The 24,249-nt window shown below is 66.1% G+C and carries 25 protein-coding genes; 17 read left to right on the top strand and 8 right to left on the bottom strand.

Annotated features, from left to right (window positions below; all coding sequences use genetic code 11):
• Positions 1-16 precede the first annotated feature (16 nt).
• Entirely contained in the window at positions 17-1,057 is a 1,041-nt protein-coding gene (locus MUB46_RS18010) for a TRAP transporter substrate-binding protein (RefSeq protein ID WP_261617340.1), read from the bottom strand.
• A 221-nt stretch (positions 1,058-1,278) separates the two neighbouring features.
• On the opposite strand from MUB46_RS18010, the gene MUB46_RS18005 reads away from it, so the two are divergent.
• Positions 1,279-2,043, top strand: a complete 765-nt coding sequence (locus MUB46_RS18005) for an SDR family NAD(P)-dependent oxidoreductase (protein WP_261617339.1) — start codon at positions 1,279-1,281, stop codon at positions 2,041-2,043.
• Between the two features lie 9 nt (positions 2,044-2,052).
• Here MUB46_RS18005 and MUB46_RS18000 read toward each other — a convergent pair whose 3' ends face one another.
• On the bottom strand, positions 2,053-2,589 hold the full coding sequence (locus tag MUB46_RS18000; protein WP_261617338.1) for a winged helix DNA-binding protein: 537 nt from the start codon (positions 2,587-2,589) through the stop codon (positions 2,053-2,055).
• A gap of 65 nt (positions 2,590-2,654) precedes the next feature.
• Between MUB46_RS18000 and MUB46_RS17995 the strand changes: the two genes are divergently transcribed.
• From MUB46_RS17995 to MUB46_RS17985, 3 genes are read left to right on the top strand one after another with little or no spacing between them, the layout of a single operon-like run.
• A complete protein-coding gene (locus MUB46_RS17995) occupies positions 2,655-4,340 on the top strand; it encodes an AMP-binding protein (protein WP_261617337.1) in 1,686 nt (561 codons plus the stop codon).
• Entirely contained in the window at positions 4,337-5,506 is a 1,170-nt protein-coding gene (locus tag MUB46_RS17990) for a thiolase family protein (RefSeq protein ID WP_261617336.1), read from the top strand. The genes MUB46_RS17995 and MUB46_RS17990 overlap by 4 nt, the downstream gene beginning before the upstream one ends.
• Positions 5,473-6,783, top strand: a complete 1,311-nt coding sequence (locus MUB46_RS17985) for an SDR family NAD(P)-dependent oxidoreductase (RefSeq protein ID WP_261617335.1) — start codon at positions 5,473-5,475, stop codon at positions 6,781-6,783. Before MUB46_RS17990 ends, MUB46_RS17985 begins: the two co-directional genes overlap by 34 nt.
• 53 nt (positions 6,784-6,836) lie before the next feature.
• Here the strand turns inward: MUB46_RS17985 and MUB46_RS17980 are convergent, their stop codons facing one another.
• Complete coding sequence (locus MUB46_RS17980; RefSeq protein ID WP_261617334.1) at positions 6,837-7,574, bottom strand: LuxR C-terminal-related transcriptional regulator; 738 nt, start codon at positions 7,572-7,574, stop codon at positions 6,837-6,839.
• Positions 7,575-8,154: 580 nt separating this feature from the next.
• Between MUB46_RS17980 and MUB46_RS17975 the strand changes: the two genes are divergently transcribed.
• The 4 genes from MUB46_RS17975 (at position 8,155) to MUB46_RS17960 (ending at position 11,323) form a co-directional block, all read left to right on the top strand.
• Entirely contained in the window at positions 8,155-9,396 is a 1,242-nt protein-coding gene (locus tag MUB46_RS17975; protein ID WP_261617333.1) for an acyl-CoA dehydrogenase family protein, read from the top strand.
• 4 nt (positions 9,397-9,400) lie between these two features.
• Positions 9,401-9,979 carry an NAD(P)H-dependent oxidoreductase gene (locus tag MUB46_RS17970; protein WP_261617332.1) on the top strand — a complete coding sequence of 193 codons (579 nt, stop codon included), beginning with the start codon at positions 9,401-9,403 and terminating at the stop codon, positions 9,977-9,979.
• Positions 9,980-10,013: 34 nt separating this feature from the next.
• Positions 10,014-10,817, top strand: a complete 804-nt coding sequence (locus tag MUB46_RS17965; protein ID WP_261617331.1) for an alpha/beta fold hydrolase — start codon at positions 10,014-10,016, stop codon at positions 10,815-10,817.
• Positions 10,818-10,879: 62 nt separating this feature from the next.
• Positions 10,880-11,323, top strand: coding sequence for a cupin domain-containing protein (locus MUB46_RS17960; RefSeq protein WP_261617330.1), 444 nt, complete (start codon positions 10,880-10,882; stop codon positions 11,321-11,323).
• 253 nt (positions 11,324-11,576) lie between these two features.
• Here MUB46_RS17960 and MUB46_RS17955 read toward each other — a convergent pair whose 3' ends face one another.
• The gene (locus MUB46_RS17955; protein WP_261617329.1) at positions 11,577-12,089 is read right to left on the bottom strand and encodes a MarR family transcriptional regulator; all 513 of its coding nucleotides are present in this window, start codon (positions 12,087-12,089) and stop codon (positions 11,577-11,579) included.
• A gap of 204 nt (positions 12,090-12,293) precedes the next feature.
• Between MUB46_RS17955 and MUB46_RS17950 the strand changes: the two genes are divergently transcribed.
• The 9 genes from MUB46_RS17950 to MUB46_RS17910 are packed head-to-tail and all read left to right on the top strand — an operon-like array spanning position 12,294 to position 19,822.
• On the top strand, positions 12,294-12,941 hold the full coding sequence (locus MUB46_RS17950; protein WP_261617328.1) for a cysteine hydrolase family protein: 648 nt from the start codon (positions 12,294-12,296) through the stop codon (positions 12,939-12,941).
• 24 nt (positions 12,942-12,965) lie between these two features.
• Entirely contained in the window at positions 12,966-14,138 is a 1,173-nt protein-coding gene (locus tag MUB46_RS17945) for a substrate-binding protein (protein WP_261617327.1), read from the top strand.
• Positions 14,139-14,141: 3 nt separating this feature from the next.
• A complete protein-coding gene (locus MUB46_RS17940; RefSeq protein ID WP_261617326.1) occupies positions 14,142-14,903 on the top strand; it encodes an ABC transporter ATP-binding protein in 762 nt (253 codons plus the stop codon).
• Positions 14,896-15,603: an ABC transporter ATP-binding protein gene (locus MUB46_RS17935; RefSeq protein ID WP_261617325.1), complete on the top strand. Its 708-nt coding sequence runs from the start codon at positions 14,896-14,898 to the stop codon at positions 15,601-15,603. Before MUB46_RS17940 ends, MUB46_RS17935 begins: the two co-directional genes overlap by 8 nt.
• Before the next feature lie 11 nt (positions 15,604-15,614).
• A complete protein-coding gene (locus tag MUB46_RS17930; protein ID WP_261617324.1) occupies positions 15,615-16,460 on the top strand; it encodes a branched-chain amino acid ABC transporter permease in 846 nt (281 codons plus the stop codon).
• A complete protein-coding gene (locus MUB46_RS17925) occupies positions 16,457-17,452 on the top strand; it encodes a branched-chain amino acid ABC transporter permease (RefSeq protein ID WP_261617323.1) in 996 nt (331 codons plus the stop codon). Before MUB46_RS17930 ends, MUB46_RS17925 begins: the two co-directional genes overlap by 4 nt.
• Positions 17,453-17,457: 5 nt before the next feature.
• Complete coding sequence (locus tag MUB46_RS17920; RefSeq protein WP_261617322.1) at positions 17,458-18,039, top strand: amino acid synthesis family protein; 582 nt, start codon at positions 17,458-17,460, stop codon at positions 18,037-18,039.
• Positions 18,036-18,620: an amino acid synthesis family protein gene (locus tag MUB46_RS17915; protein WP_261617321.1), complete on the top strand. Its 585-nt coding sequence runs from the start codon at positions 18,036-18,038 to the stop codon at positions 18,618-18,620. Before MUB46_RS17920 ends, MUB46_RS17915 begins: the two co-directional genes overlap by 4 nt.
• Positions 18,621-18,643: 23 nt before the next feature.
• On the top strand, positions 18,644-19,822 hold the full coding sequence (locus tag MUB46_RS17910) for an amidohydrolase family protein (protein ID WP_261617320.1): 1,179 nt from the start codon (positions 18,644-18,646) through the stop codon (positions 19,820-19,822).
• 205 nt (positions 19,823-20,027) lie between these two features.
• Here MUB46_RS17910 and MUB46_RS17905 read toward each other — a convergent pair whose 3' ends face one another.
• The 4 genes from MUB46_RS17905 to MUB46_RS17890 are packed head-to-tail and all read right to left on the bottom strand — an operon-like array spanning position 20,028 to position 24,222.
• On the bottom strand, positions 20,028-21,350 hold the full coding sequence (locus MUB46_RS17905) for an aspartate aminotransferase family protein (RefSeq protein WP_261617319.1): 1,323 nt from the start codon (positions 21,348-21,350) through the stop codon (positions 20,028-20,030).
• Positions 21,351-21,385: 35 nt separating this feature from the next.
• Positions 21,386-22,426: a C-terminal binding protein gene (locus MUB46_RS17900; protein ID WP_261617318.1), complete on the bottom strand. Its 1,041-nt coding sequence runs from the start codon at positions 22,424-22,426 to the stop codon at positions 21,386-21,388.
• 21 nt (positions 22,427-22,447) lie between these two features.
• Positions 22,448-23,734 (bottom strand): TRAP transporter large permease, encoded by a 1,287-nt coding sequence (locus MUB46_RS17895; protein ID WP_261617317.1) that lies wholly within the window; start codon positions 23,732-23,734, stop codon positions 22,448-22,450.
• Positions 23,731-24,222, bottom strand: coding sequence for a TRAP transporter small permease (locus tag MUB46_RS17890; RefSeq protein WP_261617316.1), 492 nt, complete (start codon positions 24,220-24,222; stop codon positions 23,731-23,733). Before MUB46_RS17890 ends, MUB46_RS17895 begins: the two co-directional genes overlap by 4 nt.
• Positions 24,223-24,249: the final 27 nt, after the last annotated feature.

The raw sequence follows: 24,249 nt of genomic DNA, 5'->3' as shown, positions 1-24,249 counted from the left end.
ATTCGGGGCAGCGACATCAGTTCGAACGTGTGTCCGACCAGTCGGCGTTGCCGGCGCGGTAGGCCTGCAGCGACTCCCAGACGCGCTTGAAGTTCTCGTCCTTGTCGGCCTGTTCCTGCATCACCTCACCGGTGGCCGTGCGGAACTCCTCGATCAGCGCGGGCGGGAACTGCCGCACCTCGACACCGTTCGCCTTGAAGGCGGTCACGGCTTCCGCGTTCTCGCGGAAGGTCGAGGTGACGCCCCACAGCATCGTCTCGCGGCAGGTCAGCTCGATCAGCGCGCGCTGCGCGTCGCTCATGCTGTCCCACTTGGCCTTGTTGACGATCAGTTCGTTGATCGCGGCCGGCTGGTGCCAGCCCGGCAGGTAGTAGTTCTTCACGATGTTGTCGAAGCCGATCACCTTGTCGATCGCCGGCATGGAGAATTCCGTGCCGTCGATGACGCCGCGCTCGAGGTTCGGATAGATGTCGCCGCCGGACAGGAGAACCACCGAGGCGCCCATCTTCTTCATCACCTCGCCGGCCAGGCCCGCGAAGCGCAGCTTCATGCCCTCCAGGTCGGCTTTCGACTCGATCGGGGTCTTGTACCAGCCACCGGCTTCCGGCTCCATCAGGCCGCAGGGGATCGTCACGACGCCCTGCTGGCCATAGATGTCGCGCCAGATGTCCAGGCCGCCGCCGTTGTAGATCCAGCCGATGTATTCGATCGCGTTCGGGCCGAACGGCACGCCGCCGAACAGCTGGACCGCCGGGAACTTGCCGGCCACGTAGAGCGGGCTGGTGTAGCCGGCATCGAGGGTGCCGCGCTGCACGGCGTCGAAGATCTCGAGCGTCGGGACCAGCTTGCCGGCGCCGTAGAGGTCGACCTCAAGCGACCCGCCGGAGGCGGCATTGATCGTGTCCGTGAAATGCTGGGCGTCGCGGCCGCTGGCCGGCAGGGTGAGCGGCCAGGCGCTCTGCACCGTCAGGCTCGCGGTCTCCTGGGCCAGAAGCGGCGTCGAAATCAGGCCGGCCATCGCGACAGCGAGCCCGGCGGTTTTCATGGTGCGGATCATGGTTCCTCTCTAGCGTGTTCGATCCGGTCTGGCGGATGGCCAAAGACCGCGTATCTCTCTGGGTGTCTCTCTGGCAGGCTGTCGTCCAATCGGACAAGCTCCTCCCTGCCGGCGGACGCTGCCAATTTTCATATCATAATTTAACTTTTGACAAGTGGATTTTGTTCGGTAATTTTTTCAATGAGTTTTCGATAAGCCCGCAAGACCGAGGGTGCCCGCTCGTGAGCGAATCACATTCCGCCGTAGCCTTGGTTACGGGTGCCGCCGGCGACATCGGCCGCGCCTGCTCTGCCGCGCTTGCAGGCGCCGGACACCGGGTGGCGTCGGCGGACCTGGCGTTCGGCACGGCCGAGGCGCGGGAGGGAGCGGCAGGCGGTGTGGCCGGGCGATACGCCATGGATGTCGCCGGCGAAACGTCGGTCGAGTCCGTCTTCGCGGCCGTGGAGGCCGATCTCGGTCCGGTCTCCATCCTGGTCTGCTGCGCCGGCATCATGGCCGAGGGCAAGGACGCCGCGCCCACCATCGCCGACCTGTCGGTGGAGACGTGGGACCGCATTCATTCCGTCAATGCGCGCGGGACGTTCCTCTGCGTTCGCGAGATGCTGCGCCGGCGCGCGCGGGTTTCCGTTGCGGACGGACGGATCGTCACGTTTTCCTCCGCGGCCGCGCAGCTCGGTGGCTACCGTGGGGATGCCTGCTACGTCTCCTCCAAGGCGGCCATTCTCGGCTTCACCAAGATCGCCGCGCGGCAGGCCGCCGATCTCGGGATCACGGTGAACTGCGTCGCCGCCGGTCCCGTCGAGACGGGCATGTTTCACCGCGCGATGTCCCCGGACGCGGTTCCGGGGCTGGTCGAGAAGATCCCGCTGGGGCGCGTCGGCCGACCGGACGACGTGGCGGACGCGGTTCTGTACCTGACAAGCAAATCGGCCGGCTGGGTGACGGGGGCGACCCTCGACGTCAACGGCGGCTACCGGATGCAGTAGGCGATGCACTCAGGGCTGACGACTCATCACCATGTCGCTCGATTGATCGTAGAGCCCGATCATGACGTGCATCTGCATGATCAAGTCATCGAGGTCGCGCGACGAGGGGGCGACGTGCTGGAACAGGCGCAGCAGCACCTCGCGCCGCTTGCGCAGGTAGGCGTCGACGATCCGGCTGCCGTCCTCGGAGACCGAGTAGGTCATGTTCTTGCGCGAACTGCCCTGCTTCTCGATGAGCCCGAGCTGGCTGAGTTTCTTCAGCCCGTACTGGATGTTGGGGAGGTCGTCGCGATGCAGCAGCCGCGATATCTCCATCAGTCCCTTCGGATTGCCGTTCATGTGAATGGCGTGGAGCACCGAAGCCTCGGTGCTGGAGAGGCCGACGTCGGACACGGCGTCGAGGCAGTCGCGGCGCCAGCGCGCGAAGGCGGATCCGAGATGCCAGATCGCGTACTCGAACTCGGAGAACTTGGTTTCGTAGTCTTGCGGTGCGGCCGCGGCCGTCTCGTCGTCACGTCCGCCGCAGGCTTTTCGGGTGTCGGCCATACCCAATCCAATCTTCAAAGAAAGCACGTGCACTGAATCCTATGGCGCTGGAACAAGAAGCAACCATGATCGAAAGTCAACGCGGATCGCCCGACGGAATGCCGGACCGGAGCGGAAGCGCAGCGGTGGACGGCAGCGTCTACGCCCTGCTGCTCAGGCAGGCCGCCCGCTTCGCCGACCATGATCTGTTCGTCCTGCCGGAAGCGGTCCGCAGATTGTGGGATTTCGACCGGAAAGCCTGGTCCTACGCCGACACGCTGGCCCGGGTCGATGCCCTGGCGAACGCCTATCGCGAGTCCGGCTACGGCGTCGGACACCGGGTCGCCCTGTTGCTGGAGAACCGGCCGACGCATTTCTTTCACTGGCTGGCGCTCAACGCGATCGGCGCGAGCGTGGTTCCGGTCAACCCGGACTACACCCACGATGAACTGGTCTACCTGCTGAGCCACAGCGAGGCGGTTCTGCTGGTCTGTCTGCGATCGCGTCTCGACCAGGCCAGGCCGGCGGCCGAAGAGGTTGGCGTCGCGATCGTCGACGCGGCATCCGACACGCTGCCACGCTGTCCCGTGCCGGCGCAGGCGGGCGAGGTCGGCGAAGACAGCGAGTGCGCGCTCGTCTACACCTCCGGAACCACCGGACAGCCGAAGGGCTGCCTGCTGTCCAACGGCTACTTCCTGGGCTGGAGCGAGTGGTACACCGCGCAGGGCGGCCTGATCTCCCTGCGCGACGGCGAAGAACGGCTGATGACGCCGTTGCCGACGTTCCACGTGAACGCCATGGGCAACTCGTTCATGGGGATGCTCGGGTCCGGCGGCGCCCAGGTGATCGTCGACCGGTTCCATCCGCGAACCTGGTGGGAGATGGCGATCGAGACGCGGGCCACCTGCTTCCATTACCTCGGGGTGATGCCCGCCATCCTGCTCGCGGTGCCGCCGTCCGATCTCGATCGGTCGCACGGCTTCCGGTTCGGCATGGGCGGCGGCGTGCATCCCGACCACCACGGCGCCTTCGAGGCGCGGTTCGGTGTGCCGTTGCTGGAAGGCTGGGCGATGACGGAGACCGGCGCGGCCGGAATTCTGTGCGCCATGGAGGAGCCCCGCCATGTCGGCGCGCGCTGCCTCGGCCGGGCCGAGCGCGCCGGACCGCCAACCGAAATGCGGATCGTGGACGACGCTGGACATGACGTTCCAGACGGCACGCCGGGGGAACTGGTGCTACGGGCGCGCGGCGCGGATCCGAGGCGGCGCTTCTTCTCCGGATACCTCAAGAACGAGGCGGCGACCGCCGAGGTGTGGAGTGGCGGCTGGCTGCATACCGGCGATATCATGCGCCGAGGCGACGACGGCTGCCTCTATTTCGTCGACCGCAAGAAAAACATCATCCGGCGCTCGGGCGAGAACATCGCGGCCATCGAGGTCGAAGCCGCGATCGTCTCCCATCCCGCGGTTGCGCAGGTCGCCGTCGTCGCCGTTTCCGATCCGCTACGCGACGAGGAGGTGCTCGCGGCGATCGTTCTGGCTGAGGGCGCGGACAAGAGCGAGACGACGGCCCGCAGCATCTTCGATCACTGCGGCGCCCAGCTCGCCTACTACAAGCTGCCCGGCTACGTCGCCTTCGTCGACCGGCTGCCGACGACGTCGACGCAGAAGATCCGCAAGTCCGATCTTGGCGCGCTGGCCGAAACGCCGCTGGAGCAGCCGGATTGCCATGACCTGCGCGAGGCCAAACAGCAGATGCGGGCGCGGCGATGAGCGGGCGGCGTCAGGGCTACGACGGTGTCGTGCTCGCCGTTCCGGTAACGGTGCCTTACGAACGGTTCTCGATTCACGGCGCGCACCGGTTCTTCGGCCGGCTGATGCGCGGTCTGGTCGAGCAATCGGGCCTGCCGAAGGAGCGGATCGACGGCGTGTGCGCCGCGAGCTTCTCGCTGGCACCGGACAATGCGATCGGGCTCGTCGAGCGGCTCGGGCTGTCGACGCGCTGGCTCGACACGATCCCGCTTGGCGGCGTCAGCGGAATCGTGGCGTTGCGGCGGGCGGCGCGCGCGGTCCAGTGCGGTGATGCCGACATCGTCGCCTGCATTGCCGGGGAGACGAACCAGACCGATTCCTTCCGCCGCGGCACCGCCACGTTCAGCCAATCCGCGCAGGATGCCGTCTATCCGTATGCGTCGGGCGGGCCGAATGCGAGTTTCGCGTTCCTGACCGACAATTACATGCGCACCTACGGGGCGAAGGCGGAGGACTTCGGCCGCGTCTGCGTCGCGCAGCGCGACAACGCGACGGCCTATCCGCACGCCCTGTTCCGCACACCGTTGACGCTGGCGGATTATCTCGACGGTCCGATGGTCGCCGATCCGATCCGCCTCTACGACTGCGTGATGCCCTGCGCAGGCGCGGAAGGGTTTCTGGTCATGACCGAGGAGACGGCCCGCGATGAGGGATTGCCCTACGTTCGTCTGCTCGCCGCCATCGAACGGCACAACGCCTTCGCCGACGATCCGATCCAGGAGCGCGGCGGCTGGGCGAAAGACGGCGACGCGCTGTTCGCGCAATCCGGTGTGGGCCGCGACGCGATCGACTTCTTCCAGACCTATGACGACTACCCGGTAATCACGATGCTTCAGTTCGAAGACCTCGGGTTCTGCGGCAAGGGCGAAGCGAAGGACTTCGTCCGCCAGCACGACCTGACCGTTTCGGGATCCTTCCCCGTCAACACGTCCGGCGGCCAACTGTCTGTCGGCCAGGCCGGCGCGGCCGGCGGGTTCCTCGGCCTGGTCGAAGCGATCCGGCAGCTTACCGGCGAGACCCTCGGTGCCGCGGTGGCGGAGGCGCGCGTCGGCCTCGTCAGCGGCTTCGGTATGATCAACTACGACCGCGGCCTTTGTGCCGGCGCGGCGATCCTGGCGGCAGCGTGATCATGCGTGCGAGCCCTTTCCACCGTTCCGCAAGCGTCAAGCAGCCGGCCCCACAAGACGCCGGCAGTCGCGCCGGCGACGCGCCGGACCCGACACCGCAGCCGACCGTTCCGCCGCTCGCGCGCAGCCGTATCGGCCTCGGCTTTACTGCCGCAGCCGCCGAGGGGCGGCTGGCCATGCAGGTGTGCCAGGAGTGCGGCACGGTGCAGTACCCGGCGCGTGAAATCTGCACCGCCTGTCTGTCGGAAGCGCTCGAATGGCGCGAGCAGGCGGGGGCGGGGACGATACTCGCGTCCACCGTCGTGCGGCGGCCCTATGAGCTTTATTTCCGCGAGCGGGCGCCGTGGCGGACGGGCCTCGTCCGGCTCGACTGCGGCGTCACCGTGGTCGCGTTTCTGCACGGCGCCTGTCCCGAACCGCAGGGACGGGTGCGGGTGCGCGCGCAGCTCGACCGCGCCGGCCAGGGGATACTGGTCGCTCTACCCGAAAAGGATGATCCGGACATGGCGGACGATGCTTTGTTGCGCGAACTCTCGAATACGCCGAAGGGCCGGAGGGTTCTCGTAACCGACGCGGCCACCCCGCTGGGGGCTGCGATGGTGGCCGAACTGGTATCGGCCGGAGCGGCGCATGTGTGGGCCGGCGTCGCGTCCGAGAAGGACGGTGCCGTTGAATCCTTCGCCGGTTCGGGGTCTGTAACGGCGGTGCCGTTGGATGTCACGAAGCCGGACACGGTCGACGCGCTTGCCGGCCGGATTGGCGGCGAGGTCGATATCCTTATCAATACCGCCGAGTATCACGATACCGGATCGGGGCTGCCGGATCCGGCCCGTGCCGCCGCCGAAATGGAGACCAATTATTTCGGGCTCCTGCGTCTCTCCCAGGCGTTCGCCCCGGCTATGCGTGCGCGCGGCGCCGACACGCCCGTCAACGCGGTCGCGTGGGTGAACGTCCTGTCGGTCTTCGCGCTATCGAACTATCCGGCGCACGGAACGTTCTCGGCCTCGAAGGCGGCCGCCCTGTCGCTTGCGCAGACACTGCGGGCCGAGATGCGCCCCGCCGGGCTGCGCGTCGTGAACGTATTTCCCGGTCCGCTCGACGATCTGCCGAACCAGCTCGAACTGCCACCGAAGATCGCGCCGGGAAAGCTGGCGAAATCGATTGTGTCCGCCCTGGAGAAAGGGATCGAGGACCTTTATCCCGACCCGATCGCGCGCGAGTGGTACGCGCGCTGGCGCAGCGATCCCAAGGTCCTCGAGCGCGAACTGACGGGATAGCGCGCCGCGCCTTCCTCCTGCCGGGCAGGGCGTGACGCGCCGTGACGATGGCGCTACTGAACGGCCACCGTGCTCAGCAGCAGGGCGGCAAGTTCGGTGCGGTTCTGCGCGCCGAACCGGCGGCACAGGTTCGTCACGTGTTCCTTGACCGTCTGATCCGAGATCCCGAGCTGTCGGGCGATCATCTTGTTTGTCTGCCCCTTGCACACCAGCCGTGCGACCTGCGCCGAGCGGGGCGGGAGCGTGGCCAACAGCCGTCCTCCCGGCGCGAGGGGCGGCAATCCGGGGGCGGCAGGCTCCGCGGCCGTTTCGAGGTCGAGCCGGCCGTTGTGGACGAGATTTTCAAGAGCCAGCGAGCAGGCACGGCAGAGCATACTCATCTGTTGTTTGACGAGTGGCGTGTATGGCCGGCCCGCTTCGCGTGTCGCGGTGTAGAACACGCCGACGACCGCGTCGTCGCAGCGTAGCGGCCCGCACATGTTGCTGCGGAATCCCCAGAACCGGAGCAGTTCGTAGGTCAGGCTGTTGCGCCAGGACTGGGTACCGTACAGCGTCATCCCGTCGAGTACGCCGGCGCCATCGAGAATACTGTCGACGAAAGGGTCGGCCAAACCGAGTTCGCGCTCGTAGTCCTCCAGGAACCCGTCCGGCGTGTCGCTGCCGAAGATGAGATTCGGCTTGTCGGGGCTCAGCAGGTAGAGCCCGATCGTGCGGGATCCGCTGAGCCTGCCGATCGCGCGCCGGCAGGCCTCGCCAAGCACCTCGATGCTGCGGCTCTCGGCGATCGACATGATACTGTCGGCCAGCATCCCTTCCGCAGTCGCGCCGTACGCCTGAACTCGTGGCATTGCCCCCCCCTCCCGAGACCCAGAACCGCCAAGGGACGGCCTCGGCGGCGCTTAAAAAACTCTGCCGCCGGGATGCGGCTCCCCCCGTTCCCTCAGAAGGATCCCATCAGCCACGCCGCAGGGTCAAGCCGCAAACCGGGTTGGCCCGGTCATCGAATACACTCTACCCAACGTAGCGCAGAATAACGGTGTGTTTCCCGGGAACTGTACCCCCCCAAGCGGGGGGATTGTTGTCTCTCGGTCTCGCCCCGAGCATTGGCGCGCATAACCGACTGGACGGCGTCGGAGCCGGGACCCCGCCGAGCGGGCAACCCGGCCCACTGGATGCGCCGGCCGGCAGGAGGAAAACAGCGAAACGGCCGTACCGCCGCCGCGCCTCGATGGCGCGGCGCACATGGACGGCGTGTCCGCACTACCCGCCTCCTGCCGATCCAGATCAGTTCACGCCATCGCCGGCGCGCCAGACGGCGCGGGGCGCGTGTTCGAACCGACGTACGGAAAACCGTCAGGAGGAATTCCACCCATGAGTCTGTCCCTCGCTCCCAACGAAAACGCACCCAACGACAACGGAAGCGGACTTACGATCGCCGACTTTCATGCGCGTGTAGATGCGTTGCTGCCCTTGATCGAAGAGAAGGCCAACGAGGCCGAGGAACTCGGCCACATGAGCGACGAGGTGGTCGCCGCGCTGCGCGAGTCCGGTATCTACACGATGATGTTCCCGAAGGCCGTCGGCGGGGCGGAGGTCACGCCCTTCGAGGCGTTGACCGTCTTCGAGCGCCTGTCCTACGCGCATGCCTCCGCCGGCTGGTGCTCCATGGTCAACAACATGGAAGGCATGACGATGGCCATCTACATCGAAGACGAGGGCGTCGAAACGGTCTTCAAGAACGGTCCCGACATCACTATCGCCGGCAACGGCGTGCCGCGCGGCTTCGCCCGCCCGGTCGACGGCGGCTATATGATCAAGGGCAACTGGGCCTACGGCAGCGCCATTCATCACGCCGAATGGATCCACACCGGCTGCTTCATCACCGACGATGCCGGCAAAATGGTGATACAGCCGAACGGCCAGCCCAAGATCATCATCTGCCACCACCCGCGCTCGACCATCAGACTGCTCGGCAACTGGGACGTGCTCGGCCTGCGCGCCACCGGCAGCTTCGACTACACGATCGCGGATGCCGAGGAGCTCTTCGTTCCCCACTACATGACCTATGATTTCGATATCGGCGCGCCGCTTCGCGGCGGTCCCCAGGGCGTGCTCGGCCTTGCCGGTTACAGTGCCCTGGGCCATACCTGCTGGGCGCTCGGCGTCGGCCGCCGGATGCTCGACGAACTGATCAAGGTGATCGTCCAGCGCACCGACGCATTCGGCAAGTCGTCGGACAGCGCGAGCTTCAGGTTCCAGTTCGCGCAAGCCGAGGCCAAATTCCGGGCTGCTCGCGCCCTTGCCTACGAGAGCTGGCGGAGCGTGTCGGATACCTGCGTCTCTGGCGAAAAGCCGACGCAGCACCAACTGACGATGGTGAAGCTGACGCTCCGCCACATCCATGACGTCATCTCCGATGTCGCCACGTTCGCCCACCGGTCGGCTCGCGGCGCGTCGCTGCACAACACGCCGATGCAGCGCTTCTACCGCGACGTCCACTCCGGCACCCAGCACATCCTGATGGCGGATCAGATCTTCGAGGAGTGCGGCCGCGCCCTCATGGGTCTGACAGATCCGGACGCGCAGTGGACCGTGTTCGGCGTGGCCGACTGAAATCGTGCCTTCGGATAGGAACCGCCGGGCCGCGGCCGGCGACGCGTGCGTCGTCGGTTTCTGCGGCACAAGCTGGCGACCGGCCAAGGCGCGTACTCTCGTCGAGGCGGTCGCCGGCGACCTCGCGTCGCGCCACGGGATCGGGCTCGATATCCTCGATCTCGTGGACGCGGGCCCCGGCATTGGGGCCTTCTCGCGCGACGGCCTGGGCGCGGACGCGCTTCGGGTCGTCGAGGCGATCGAAGCCGCCGACGCCCTGGTGATCGGCGCTCCCGTCTTCCAGGGATCGTATCCGGGGCTCTTCAAGCACGTCTTCGATCTGGTGCGGCCGGATGCGCTGAAGAACAGGCCCGTCCTGCTGACCGCCTGCGGCGGCGGCCTGCGCCATTCGCTGATGGTGGAGCACCAGCTCCGCCCGCTGTTCGGCTTCTTCGAAGCCAGCACCGTATCGACCGCGGTCTACGCGGGCGCGGCGGAGTTCACGGACGGGCGGCTCGTCTCCCCCGCGGTGCATGCCCGCATCGCCGACGCGGCCGACCAGTTCGCCGCGCACCTGAAGAGCCGAAGCGCCGTGGCGGCGTGACACGGAACACGGAACACCCAAGGAAACCCAAACCATGAGCGAAAGCGAACCGAACGCGGACCCGAACATGAGCGGCTTCGACCGCAAGGCCTATGACATCAACGGAGTCGAAACCGTCGTCCTGTCGATCGGCAGCGGGCCGGTCCTGGTGTTCCTGCACGGCACGGGCACCTTCACCGGCTTCGAGGTGGCGCGGCAGTGGGCGGCGACGCACACGGTGCTGATCCCCTATCACCCGGGGTTCGGCGAGTCGGGTGACGACCCGTCGCTGACGTCGATCGAGGACTATGTCCTGCATTACGCCGACCTGTTCGACGCGTTGGACCTGTCGGGTTTCGACCTCGCCGGGTTCTCCCTCGGCGGTTGGATCGCGGCGGAGTTCGCCATCCGCCAGCCGGAGCGGATCCGGCGGCTCGTCCTCGTCGGGCCCGCGGGTCTGGTCGATGAGGAGACCCCGGCGCCGGACCTGTTCTCGATCGCACCGCCGGAGCTGCCGGCCTATCTGGCCCACGATCCGGCTGCGGCGCTGAAGTACTTCCCGGCGACGCCGGATCCCGATTTCGACGCCCGTCTCGGCCGCGAGGTCGGTGCGGTGGCGACGATCCTCGGCGGCAATCCACAGGGCAACCCGAAACTCGCCCGGTGGGCGCACCGGATTGCGATGCCGACCCTGCTGCTGTGGGGCGCGGAGGATCGGCTGCGGCCCGCCGGCCAGAGCCGGACCTGGCTGACGCTGCTGCCCGACGCACGTCTCGAACTCGTCCCCGCGACCGGACATCTCGTGTTCGAGGAGACGCCGGCCGCCGGCCGGATCGTCACCGACTTCCTGGCCGGTTGATCCGGCGCCTTTCAGCGCGGCCCGGATGACCGGGCCCAATCAAAAACGGAGGAGTGCCTACCATGATCGAAATGCCCGCCGGGATAACGGCTGCCGAAGATGCCTTCGACGACACCGTCTGGGAGATCCTCGGACAGACCTACAGCCTCAAGCAGGTGTCGCCGGATTCGATGGCCTGGCATGCCAACTTTCCGCCCGGCACCTTCGTGCCGCCGCACGTCCACCCGACGCAGGACGAGTTCGTCTATGTGCTGTCCGGCCGCTACGACCTCTGGCTCGACGGCAAGGAGTTCGTCGCCAACGCCGGAGACCTGGTCCGCATGCCGAAGGGACTTGCGCACGGCATCTTCAACAAGTCCGATGCCGATGCGACGAGCCTGTTCTGGGTCGCGCCGACGCGGTCGCTGAAGGAACTGTTCGAGCGCATTCACAACGTGCCGGATCCCGCCGAGGTCGTCCGGATCGCGGCCGAGCACGAGGTCGATTTCCTGCCGCCGCCCGCCTGAGTGACGTCCGGGGCGTCACGGGGGCGGCCGACGCCGCCCTCGAGGCGTCGCGGTTGGCGTGGGTACGGGTGGCCCCGGGGCGCGCGAGCCCAACCTGATCCTTAACAGGGCTGCGTGTTCGCGACGCCGCTTTGCGCGCAGCGGCATCCGGATTCGCCCGTGAATTTTCGGCTCGCGGCGCGCCGCTCGGGCTTCGCTGGCGTCTCTCGGTCGCGATGGAAGGCGCGGTGTGATCGGGGCTCGGCGGTGAAGCCTAGAGTCCCGCGCACATCTTCTTGAGCAACGTCTTCAGCCGCTTCAGCTCGTTCTCCGACAGGCCGGTGGAGATGAACTCCCCGATCCTGTTGCCGTGTTCGGTCAGATGGTCGGCCAGTTCCTCGCCCTCGGGCGAGAGGTAGGCGCTGCGCGATCGCTTGTCCCTCGGATTGACCTTCACCTGAACCAGCCCGCGCCTGGAAAGCCGGGTGATCATCGAAGCAAGCGTCGGCATGTCGATCGAGGTGAAGTCCGACAGGGCGCTGAATGACGTGCCGGGAAACCTGTGGATCGTCGTCAGGACGGCGAACTGCGTCGTCGTAAGATTCTCGATCTCAAGCACATGCGCGACATACCGGTTGAACCGGCTTACCGCGACCTGGTTCGTGGTCCGCAGGAGGAAGCCGATATTCTCCCGCAGGTCGTATTCCACGACATCATCGAGGCGCGTATCGCCTTCGCGGGACTCCGGCGGCCGGCTTTCCCGATGCGCGTCGAGGGATTCCGTCATCGCCCTATCACTTCCGGTTTCTACGAATAAGTTCGTCTACGTCATAGTATGTGGTGCGAGATGATGGTGCAACAAGCATAAGTATCTAATCGATTTGCGATTCTCGTTTTCGTTCCGAAATTTTTAGTTCGTGTACGAAATAATATTTGACTTGAGTCCGTGTCCGCCCCTAGCCTGTTTCCACAAGCAGGAGGGAGGGCTGAGATGGACGCATTCTCTGCGAAACGGAGCGGTCAGACCGGGATGGACATCGTCCCGGAGAATACCGCGGTCCTGATCGTCGACATGTTGCGGGATTTCTGCGATCCGGCCGGCGCGATGCCGCTGGGCGGCGCGGACCAGCTCTATCCGATCCAGAACGCGATCGTGTCGGCGGCGCGGTCGGCGGGCGCGATGGTCGGCTGGGTCGTGGACGCCCATCGCCCGGGCCTGCGTCGGGACCGAGAATTCCTGAAGCGCACGCCGCATTGCATCGAAGGCACCGCCGGAGTCGAGGTGATGCCCCAGCTCGACCGGCAGCCCGAGGACTTCACCTTCCTCAAACGTCGTTTCAGCGCGTTCTTCGCGACCGACCTCGACCTGACGCTCAAGGACAACCTGATCGACACCGTGATCGTCTTCGGCGTCGTCACCAATATCTGCGTCCGGTCCACCGTCCACGACGCGTTCTTCAACGGCTACCGGGTGATCGTTCCGCACGATGCCTGTGCCGCGACCGGGCCGCGGGAACAGGCTTCGTCGCTCTACGATATCGCAACCCATTTCGGCACCGTCACCGATGCCGCGGCCGTACAGGCCGCGTTCCGGGACGGGGCCCTGATCACTTCTCTTCCCGAATTCGAGACGAACTGAACATAACATCAAGGGAGAACGGACATGAACAGCAAGGCCAAGGGACTAACCCGCCGCGACGCGCTGGCGCTTGGCGGTGCGGCCGCGGTGGCGCTCGCGACGCCGGCGCTGGCACAGAGCGCCCCCATCCGGGTGGGTGTGCTGCAGCCGATGACGGGCGGGCTCGACGCGTTGGGCGCGCAGGGCACCAACGGCGCGATGATGGCGCTTCTCGATGCCAACGAGGCAGGCGGTGTGAACGGCCGGATGTTCGAGATCGTGAAGGCCGATACGGCCACCGATCCGAAGACCAGCGTCGAGCGGGCGAACGACCTCATCCGGCGCGAGAAGGTCTCGGCCATCATCGGGCCGGTGACCAGCGCCAACCGCGACGCGATGCGGCCGACCATCGAGCGGGCTAAGATGCCGCTGCTCTACGCGACCGACTACGAAGGCGGCGTCTGCTCGCGCTACGTCACCTGCTACAGCGCGCTGCCCGACCACTGGGTCGTGCCGATCGTCAAGTTCGCCAACGAGAACATCGGCGACAGCTTCTATCTCGTAGGCTCGGACTACATCTGGCCGCGCAAGATGAACGAGGCATTCGTCGGCGAAGTCGACAAGCTCGGCGGCACCGTCGCCGGCGAGGAGTACACCCCGTGGGGCGCGAAGGACTACACCGCGACGCTCCGCAAGATCCGCGATGCGGGCGTGAAGACGGTGGTGGTCACGATCGCAGGCGCCGATGCTGTCACCTTCGTCAAGCAGTTCTTCGCCGCCGGGATGAACAAAGATATCCGGATGATCTTCTTCGGGTTCTCCGAGAACTACCTGGCCGGCCTGTCGGCCGAGGAGAGCGACGGGATCATCGCACCGACGAACTTCACGTCGTCGCTGACGTCGGACGATGCCGAACATCTGAAGAAACTGGTCAGCGCCCGGTTCGGCGACGATGCCATCGTCAGCAACACGGTCGATGCGCACTGGACGCTGACGCGGATGTATATCGAGGCGATCCGGCGGGCCGGCGGCGACGACAAGGAAGCCGTGACCGACGCGATGGTCGATCAGCTCATCCGCTCCGGCAATGGCGAGGTCTATCTGCGCCCCAGCGACCGGCACACGGACCTGAACGTTCTGATCGTCGAGGCCCGGGGCGGAAAGATGGAGACGCTGGTCGATCTCGGCCGGATCTCCGCTGCGAACCAGTGCGGATAAGCGGTGTCTGCACCTAGACCCCTACTGAGTGTGCAGGGACTGGCCAAGCGCTTCGGCGGCGTGGTCGCCCTGGTGGACATCTCGTTCGAGATCGAGGCCGGGTCCCTGCACACGATCCTCGGACCGAACGGCTGCGGCAAGACGACCCTGTTCAACCTGATCGACGGATCGCTGAAGCCGACGGCCGGACAGATCGTCTTCGATGGCGAACGGATCGACGGCGAGGCGCCGCACCGGATCGCCCGCCGCGGAATTGCCCGCAAGTTCCAGGTCCCAGGGGTCTTCAACGAACTCTCCGTCGCGCAGAATCTCGAAATCGCGCTGGCGCGGGTCGGGGGCGGATACTCGGTATCGGCGCTCGTCACGGCTCGTCCGGACCGAGACCGGCGCGACCAACTGGCCGACCTCGCCGGCCTGACCGACAAGCTGGGATACAAGGTTTCCGAGATCGCCCATGGCGAACGCCAGCGGCTGGAGATCGCGATGCTTCTGGCGGGAGACGTGCGGCTTCTGCTGCTCGACGAGCCCACGGCCGGCATGTCGGTCACGGAAACCGAATCCATCGCCCATCTCGCGCGCCGGCTGTCGGAGGAGCGCAAGCTGGCGGTCCTGGCGGTCGAGCATGACCTCAGTTTCGTGCGCGCCCTCGGCGCGCCGGTGCTGGTCGCGAACGAGGGGCGGATCATCGCACGCGGCGACTATGAGGAAATCCGCAAGGACCCGCGGGTGATCCAGTCCTATCTCGGGATGGCTGCCGATGCTTGACATCAAGGATCTTTGCGCCGGCTATCCCAGCGGCGGCCGCGTGCTCGAGAATCTCAGCCTCTCGGTGCCCCAGGGGGCCATCGTCGCGGTACTTGGCCGCAACGGCATGGGCAAGACCACGCTGTTGCGCACGATCTGCGGGCTGATCCGCAGCAGCGACGGGGAAATCAGGCTCAATGGCACCGACATCGCCGGAAAGCATGCCTATCAGCGGGCGCGGCTGGGGGTCGGGTTCGTCCCGCAGGGGCGTGAGGTCTTCGAGGAATTCACCGTCGCCGAGAACCTGACCGCAGGGCGCATCGCGAAGCCGGGTTTCTCGGCCGGAGTTCCCGCCCACCTGCTCGAGATGTTTCCGATCCTGGCCGAGCGGGCGAAACAGAAGGCGGGCAGTCTTTCGGGCGGACAGCAGCAGCAGCTGGCGATCGCGCGCGCCCTTGCCGGCGAACCTCGCCTGTTGCTGCTGGACGAACCGTCCGAGGGCATTCAGCCTTCGATCGTCGCGGATATCGCCGCGAAGCTGAGGGACATCGTCGGCTCGACCGGGCTGACGGTGCTCATGGCCGAGCAAAACCTCGAGATGGTCGCCGCCTGCGCCGATACGGTCGCCTTCATCGACCACGGCGCGATCAAGGAAAGCGGGATCGACGCCGCCGGAATCCGCTCGGACCACGAGCGGCACGCGAAGTACCTCTCGATCTGAAGGGGCGCGCAGTGGAATTCATCCTCGACACACTCAACTACTTCTCGGTCCTGATGCTGGTCGTCCTGGGGCTGGTGGTGATCTTCGGGCTCATGAACGTCATCAACATGGCCCATGGCGAGTTCCTGCTGATCGGCGCCTACACGGTGGTCGCGGCAACCGGCGCGGGGCTCAACTTCTGGGTCGGGCTGCTGCTGGCTCCGTTGGTCGCCGCGCTTGTCGGGCTGATCGTCGAAGTGCTGGTGGTCCAGCGGATCTATCACCGCTTCCTCGACACTATCCTGGCCACATGGGGCATTTCGCTCGTCCTGAAGCAATCGGTCATTCTGATCTTCGGTCCGACGGCGCAAAGCGTGCCCAATCCTCTGCCCGGGTCGATGTCGGTGTTCGGCGTCGACTATCCGCGCATGCGCGTGGTGATCATCGTCGCCGCGATATCCCTGTCGGTCGCGCTCTACCTCGCGCTGTTCCGCAGCAATATCGGCCTGAAGCTGCGCACGGTCATCGCCAACCGGGACATCGCCGCCGCGCTCGGCCTCAACACCCGCGCGATGGATCGGGCGAGCTTCAGCCTCGGTGTTGCGCTGGCCGGCTTCGCCGGCGCGATCATGGCGCCGGTGATGAGCGTCGATCCGCAAATGGGCGTCGGCTTCCTGATCCCCTCCTTCCTCGCGATCCTCCTCGGCGGCGTGAACTCGCTGATCGGAGCGGTCGTCGGCGTCGGCGCGATCTCGGGAGCGACCAACTTCATCAGCGTCTGGCTGTCGCAGGCCGACACGCAGATCATCGTGTTCCTTCTGGCGATGGTGGTCATCCGGTTCTTCCCCGAAGGCATCCTCAAAGGGAGGAAGAAATGACCGCGGTGCGCCGTCACGGGCTCTTTCTCACGATCGCGATCTGGCTCGTGCTGCTGCTGGCGGGGCTGGTCGTCGACGAATGGGTGCTGGCCCTTCTCGCGACCTATTTCGCCTACGGGATCTTCGCCATGGGCCTGAGCCTGATCTGGGGGCAGGCCGGTGTGCTGAGCTTCGGACAGGCGATCTTCTTCGGTGCCGGCGCCTACAGTTTCGCGCTCGTCACCCTGGGAATGCTGCCGTGGTTGGGCGATTCCATTGCCATGGGGTTCCTCCTGGCGCTGGCGGTGCCGACGCTGCTGTCGGGCCTCGTCGCATGGGTGACGTTTGCCGGCCGCGGCCTTTCGGGCGCGCATTTCGCCATCGTCACGCTCTGCGCCGCCGCCGTTGCCGAAACCGCCGTTACGCGGGCCGACTTCCTGGGCGGCTACAACGGGCTCTTCGGTGTTCCGCCGATGATGATCGGCGGGGAAATGCTCGAAGTGAGCGCGCAGTACTTCATCATGCTCCTGGTGGCTCTGGGCGTATTCGCCGTGCTCAGCCTGATCATCCGATCGCCCTACGGGACGCTTCTGCAGGCGATCCGCGAAGATGAAAACCGCGTGGCCCATCTGGGCTACGACACCAGGTGGCTGAAGTCGGTCGCCTTCATCATCGCAGGCGCCCTGTCGGGTCTGGCCGGCGCCCTTTTCGCGATGCAGTTCGGCTTCGTCTCGCCGTCGCTCGTCGGCTTCGCGCTCAGCACCCAGGTGCTGATCTGGGTGGCGGTCGGCGGCCGCTCGGTGCTGATGGCGGCCTTTCTCGGCGCACTCATCGTCCCGGGGGCCGAGAACACCCTGTCGAACATCCTGGGCGATATCTGGCTGCTGCTGATCGGTGCGTTGTTCGTGTTGGCGGTCGTTGCGTCGCGCAACGGTGTTCTCGGCGCGCTCCTGCGGCTGCCCGACCCTGAGCGGTTCGGCAGAAACGCCGATTCCGAAACTCAGAAAGGCTAGAGGACATGGCAAAGGTCCAACCCCGCAAGATCCTGATCGCGGTCGAGGAGATCTACCACGAAGGCGGTCCGGTCGCGGAAACACCGCTTTTGCGCGGGGCGATCATGGCGGTGATCAAGAACCCCTTCGCCGGACGCTACGAGCCGGACATCCAGTGGTTCATGGAAGACCTCAAGCCCCTGGGCCGGGAGATGGCCTCTCGCCTGGTCGAGCGGCTTGGTGGCGCGGAGGCCATCGAAGCGTATGGCAAGGCGGCCCTGATCGGCGAGAACGGCGAGTTGGAGCATGGGGCGCTTTGGCATGCCCCCGGCGGCTATGCGATGCGCGAGACCCTGGGCGATGCCAAGGCGATCGTTCCCTCGTCGAAGAAGGTCGTGGGGGTCGGAGGGCGGCTCGACGTGCCGGTCACCCACATCAACGCGTCATACGTGCGCAGCCACTTCGACTCCATGGAGGTGTCGATCAACGATGCGCCGCGGGCGGACGAGATGGCGCTGGTGCTGGTGATGACCACCGGTCCGCGGATTCATTCCCGCTCTGGCGGGCTCGAGGCATGGGACATCAAGGGAGAGGACGGACTGAAATGAAGGCCAGGATCCGCAAGATCGCCGTACATGTCGAGGAAACCCATATCGAGATGGGTCGCGAAATCTCCCCTCCCACGCGCAAGGCCGTTGCCGCCGCGGTGATCGCGAATCCCTTCGCCGGCGCCTATCAGGAGGATCTCTCGGAGCTGATGGACATTGGTGCCGAGCTCGGAGAGCTTCTGGGCAACCGCTGCGTCGCGGCGCTGGGGATTAAACCGTCCGAGGCCGAGAGCTTCGGCAAGGCCGCGATGGTCGGCGAAGCCGGAGAGCTGGAGCACGCGGCCGCCATCCTGCACCCGAAACTTGGCGCGCCGCTGCGCAAGGCGGTGGAGAAGGGAGCGTCGCTGGTCCCCTCATCGAAGAAGATGGGCAGCCCGGGACAGGTGCTCGACGTGCCGTTGGGCCACAAGGACGCCGCCTATGTCCGCAGCCATTTCGACGGGGTCGAGATTTCGCTCAACGATGCGCCGCGCGCCGGAGAAATCCTGGTCGCCGTCGCCGTAACCGACAGCGGTCGCCCGCTGCCCCGCGTCGGCGGTCTCACCGCGGCCGAAGCCGAGGGCAAGGACGGGTTGCGCTGAGCCAGGACGTCAAGAAAACACCCATGACCGATACACCAACCAAACTCGTCATCCGCAATATCGGCCTGATCCTTTCGGGCAAGCTGGAAGAGCCGATCCATGATGGTGATTGCCTGATCGCCATCGACGGCCGGATCAGCGCCTGGGGGTACGAAAAGGACCTCGACACCGAGGGCGCGACCACGGCGATCGACGCCAATGGCGTCGCCCTCTGCCCGGGCCTGATCGACAGCCACGTTCATCCCGTCGTCGGCGACTACACGCCGCGCCAGCATCAGCTGCACTGGATCGACAGCACGCTGCACGGCGGCGTCACCACGATGATCTCTGCCGGAGAGGTCCACATGCCGGGCCGTCCGAAGGACATCGTCGGGCTGAAGGCTATGGCGATCGCGGCGCAGCGCTGGTACGAGAACTTCCGCCCCTCGGGCGTCAAGGTGCTGGCCGGCGCGCCGGTCATCGAGCAGGGCATGGTCGAGGAGGATTTCCGCGATCTCGCCGACGCCGGGGTCAAGCTGATGGGCGAGGTCGGACTCGGCAGCGTCAAGGACGGCAAGACCGCCCGGCAGATGGTCGAGTGGGCCCGGCAGTACGGCATTCAGAGCACGATCCATACCGGGGGGCCGTCGATTCCCGGTTCCGGCCTGATCGATGCCGATATGGTGCTCGAGACCGGCACCGATGTTGTCGGCCATATCAACGGTGGCCACACCGCGCTGCCCGATGACCAGATCACCTGCCTGTGTGAGAAATGCAGTGCCGGCCTGGAGATCGTCCATAACGGCAATGAACGCGCCGCCATTCTGACCCTGAACACCGCGCGCGAGCTGGACAAGCTCGACCAGATCATCCTGGGAACGGACGGGCCCGCGGGCTCCGGCGTTCAGCCGCTCGGCATCCTGCGGATGGTGGCGATGCTGTCGGCATTCGGCAATGTGCCCGCCGAGAAGGCGATCTGCTTCGCGACGGGCAACACCGCGCGCATGCGCGATCTGGACGTCGGATTGATCGAAGAGGGCAAGGCCGCGGATTTCGTCCTGATGGACAAGGCCCAGCACGCGCCGGGCAAGGACATGCTTCAATCGATACGCGAAGGCAACCTTCCCGGTATCGGCATGACCGTCATCGACGGAATCGTCCGCAGCGAACGGAGCCGGAATACGCCTCCGGCCGCGCGATTGCCGTTCGTCGTCGTGGATTGAACCCGGGTCGTTCGCGCGGACGCTTGAGCCGGCACCCGGCACTCGAGGGGCCCGTATCCAGGGCCCCGTGACATCCTGACCCGCCGGCCGATTGCGACGATGTCCGGCGGCGGGCATCGATCCTGTGATACCCACCAGGCCGACCGGGCATTTTAGCGCCCGGTCGGCAGGGTCAGATGGCGGCTATGCAGCCGCCTCGATAACCTCAGGCGCGCAGGTGCGCCAGGTCGGGGCCGATATCGGCCAGGGTCTTGCGCACCGCGGCGAGCGTCTCGTCCACCACGTCCTCGGTATGCTCGGTGCAGAGGAACCAGGCACCGCGTTCCAGCGCGCGCACGCCGTTGCCCAGGAGGGCGGCGGTGAAGTGGCGATAGGCCGCCCGATCAACCTTTGCCAGGCCGCGATAGTTCTCGGCAGGCTCCGTCAACCCGAGCGCGACGGTGAAGATCTGCGGATAACCCGTGACGGTCGCGGGCAGGCCGGCCTCCGCGAACGCTTCGGCGATCCCGTTCATCAGCCGCGTCCCGTTGCGTTCCATCGCCTCGAAGGTCTCGCTCTGTACGAGCCTGTCCATGGTCGCGATCGCGGCAGCCATGGCGACGGGCTGCGCGTTGTAGGTTCCGCCGTGCATGATATGGCCGCTCGACAGCTGGTCCATGATCTCGGCACGGCCCGCCACCGCAGCGACGGTGAAACCGTTTGCCATGGCCTTGGCGAAGGTGGCAAGGTCCGGCGTGACGCCGAGGCGCTTCTGAGCGCCGCCCGGGCCGACGCGGAAACCGGTGATGACCTCGTCGAATATCAGAATCGTGCCGTGCTTCGTGCAGGCGTCGCGGACGGCCTCCAGATAGCCCGGCTTCGCGAAAATGCCGCCGCTGTTGCACATGGTGGCTTCCATGATGACCGCGGCCACGTCTCCCTTGGCGATGCGGGAAACGATCTGCTCCTCCTGGTTCCAGGAGAGGACTTCCAGGTTCTCCCCAGTGGCGGGGTCCTGCCCGGCGCTGGCGCGGTACTTCGTCGGGCTTTCCTCGGGGCCGACCTGGTCGAAGGGGGTGCCGTTGCTCCAGAGAACGGAGTCGAGCCAGCCGTGGTAGTGCCCCTCGAACTTGATGACGGTCAGCCGCTCGGTCACGGCACGGGCGAGGCGCAGCGCCAGCTGGACGGCTTCCGATCCACTGCCGGCGAACCGCACGCGCTCGGCGCAGGGCACCATGGCGCTCACGCGGTGCGCGGCTTCGTATTCCAGCTCGCTCTGTCCACCGTAGAGCAGGCCCTTGTCGAGCTGGCCGTGGGCGGCGGCGATCACGTCGGCCGGGCTGTGGCCCAGGATCATCGGACCGAGCGCGAGGTAGTAGTCGATCAGCCGGTTGCCGTCGATGTCATGGAGATAGGGGCCCTCGCCACGCTCGAAGACCAGCGGCGTCGGCGCGACGCCGAGGCGGAAGTTGCTGTTGACGCCGCCCGGCACGATGGTCGCGGCCTCGCGGACACGCGCTTCGGAACGGGAGAAAGTGAAGTTGCTCATCATCAGGCTTTCAGTTTGAGTTCGGATGAGAATGGTCAGGCGCGCCGGCGCGCGGCCGCGGCCTGGTCGAGCAGGTCGCGGTTCACCAGGTCCCGGGAGTCGCCTTCCTGCAGATATCCGAGCGCGACCACGGCCGATTTCCGGCGCAGGTCGATCAGGCTGGACGGGCTGTAGAAGGCGGCATGCGGCGTCAGGACGAGGCGGTCGCGGATCGGGCTGTCGGGCGCGCGCCACGCGGCGATGAGCTTGCTGTCGGGAGACGGGGGCTCCTGTTCCAGCACGTCGAGGCCGGCCGCGGCGACATGGCCGGACAGGAGGGCGTCGGCAAGCGCATCGAGATCGACCGACGGGCCCCGCCCGGTATTGATGAGGATGGCTTCCGGTTTCATCTTCGCGAACGTCGCCGCGTTCATGATGTGCCGTGTCTCCTCGGTCAGCGGCGTGTGCAGCGAGACGATGTCGGCGGCGGCCAGCAGGTCGTCCAGCGTCGCGCACCGCTCCAGCCCGACGGCGAGTTCGGTGCCCGTGGGCTTGTAGGGATCGAAGAAGATCACGCGCATGCCGAGCGCCTTGGCGCGAAGGGCCGTCGCCGTTCCGATCCGGCCGAGACCGACGACCCCGAAGGTCTGGGTCGACAGCCGCCGCACCGAGGGTGCCGTGTCGAAGCGCCAGCCGGCCAGGGGATCGGCTTCGATGGCGCGGTTGTAGAAGGTGATGCCGCGCAGGAACGCCAGCGTCAGCGCGATGGCATGGTCGGCGACATCGGTGGTGCCGTAATCCGGCGTGTTGCACACCGCGATGCCGCGCTCGGCGGCCGCCCGAAGGTCGATATTGTCGAAGCCGACGCCGGCGCGCACGACGACGCGGCACTTCGGCATTCGGTCCATGACGGCGGCCGTGACCGCTACCTCATGGTAGCAGACGAGGCCCGACGCGCCCGCCCAGACATCGTCCGGGATCGAGGCCGTGTCCGCGGGCAGATAGGCGCGGACGCCGAACGCGCTGCCATAGACCTCCGCCTCGATATCCGCGGGCAGCGGAAACTGGGCATCAGGGTGCAGTATGTACTCAGACATTATTAGCCGTACTCCAGGGGATCAGCGGATCAGCCCCGCGACACGCGGTAGCCAAAGAGAGATGAATGGCACGTAGGTGATGATCGCCAGCGCCAGGATCTTCACCACGAAGAAGGGCATGAGGGCGCGGGCGATCGCTCCTATCGGCCGCTCCGTAACCGAAGAGATCACGAAGAGGTTCGTACCGATGGGGGGCGTGTTCAGGCCCACCATCAGGTTGACGATGACGATGATGGCGAAGTGGATCGGGTCTATGCCGAAGGCGACGGCGGCCGGCTGCAGGATCGGCACGAAGATCAGGATCGCCGGTACCGTATCGACGAAGCAGCCGACGACGATCAGGAACAGGTTGACCGCGATCAGGAAAACGATCGGGTTGTCGGTCAGCGTCATGAACATTTCGCGGGCGGCATTCGGCACGTTCTCGATGGCGAGGAACCAGGCGAACAGGCTCGATGTGCCGACGACGATCATCACCGTTGCCGTGGTCACGGCGCTTTCGCGAAAGACCTCGTAGAGGGTCGAGAAGCTGGTGCTGCGATAGAAAACGACGTTGAGGAAGACCGCGTAGGCGACCAGAACGGCGGCGGCCTCCGTGGTGGTGAAGACGCCGCCGCGCACACCGCCCACGACGATGAAGGGCGCCATCAGGACAGGCAGCGTTTCCACGGTGACGCGAAGGATCGACTTGTCACGGTTCCGCGGGACCGGGGGCGGTGCGATGCGGTTGGCGGACAGGAAGATGTAGAGCGCCAGCAGGCCGATGATCAGAAGTCCCGGAAGGATGCCGGCGAAAAACAGGGCGCCGATCGACAGCTTCGTCGGGATCGCATAGATCACCATGATGATGCTGGGCGGGATAATCGGCGCGACGATGGCGCCGGATATGGTCAGCGCGGCGGCGAAGTCGGCGGAATAGCCCCGTTCGCGCATCATCGGCGTCATGACGGAACCGAGAGCAGCCGTGTCGGCGGTCGCGGACCCCGAAAGCCCCGCCATCATCATGTTGGCGAGAATGTTCACGTAGGCGAGCCCGGCGCGCACGCCGCCAACGAGCAAATCGACGAATTCGACGAGTCGCCGGATGACACCGCCGGCAACCAGCAGGTTCCCGGCGAGGATGAAAAGCGGCAGCGCCAGCAGGCCGTAGCTGTTCATTCCGGCGAACATGCGCTGCGCGGAAATGGGCGCGTTGCCGATTCCCGTGAGCAACAGCCCGGCGAAGGCGATGAACCCTACGGCGAATGCGATCGGTGTCTCGACGGCCAGGAGGACCGCCAGCAGAAGCAGGATGAGTCCGACTATCACGGGTCAGCGTTTCCAGGGTTTTGGTCCTGGTCGCCTATCTCCGTGCCGAACAGGAGGTGTTTCGCGGAAACGGCGACGGCCACCAGCGACAGGGCGCAGGACACCGGGATGATCAGATAGGGAATGGCCATCGGCAGGCGGAGCGCCGTCGAGGGCTGGTTCCAGGCCGCGGCAGCCAGCAGGAAGCCGCCATAGCCGATGTAGGCCAGGAAGATCGCCACGGCGAGCAGCCCGTATGCGCGCAACAGCCTCAGGGCGAATGGCCTCTTGTCCAGCCACTGGATGCGGATGTGGGCCTGCTCGCCGAAGGCGCGATACATTCCGAAAAAGGAAATTCCCACCAGCAGGAACTGCGAGAGTTCCTCCGGCCAGGCAAGCGGTGCATGCAGCAGGTAGCGGAGCGCGACCTGGATGACGAGGACCGTCGCTATGATGGCTAGCGACAGCACGAGCGCCGCATCGACTACGCGATCGATGGTTCGAAACATGGATGCCTGCGCCTCATGTGTGGCCCG

The sequence above is a fragment of the Microbaculum marinisediminis genome (assembly GCF_025397915.1).
GTDB lineage: Bacteria > Pseudomonadota > Alphaproteobacteria > Rhizobiales > Tepidamorphaceae > Microbaculum > Microbaculum marinisediminis.
The sequence above is the reverse complement of the archived record's forward strand: the minus strand, read 5'-3'. Positions and strand labels throughout refer to the sequence as shown.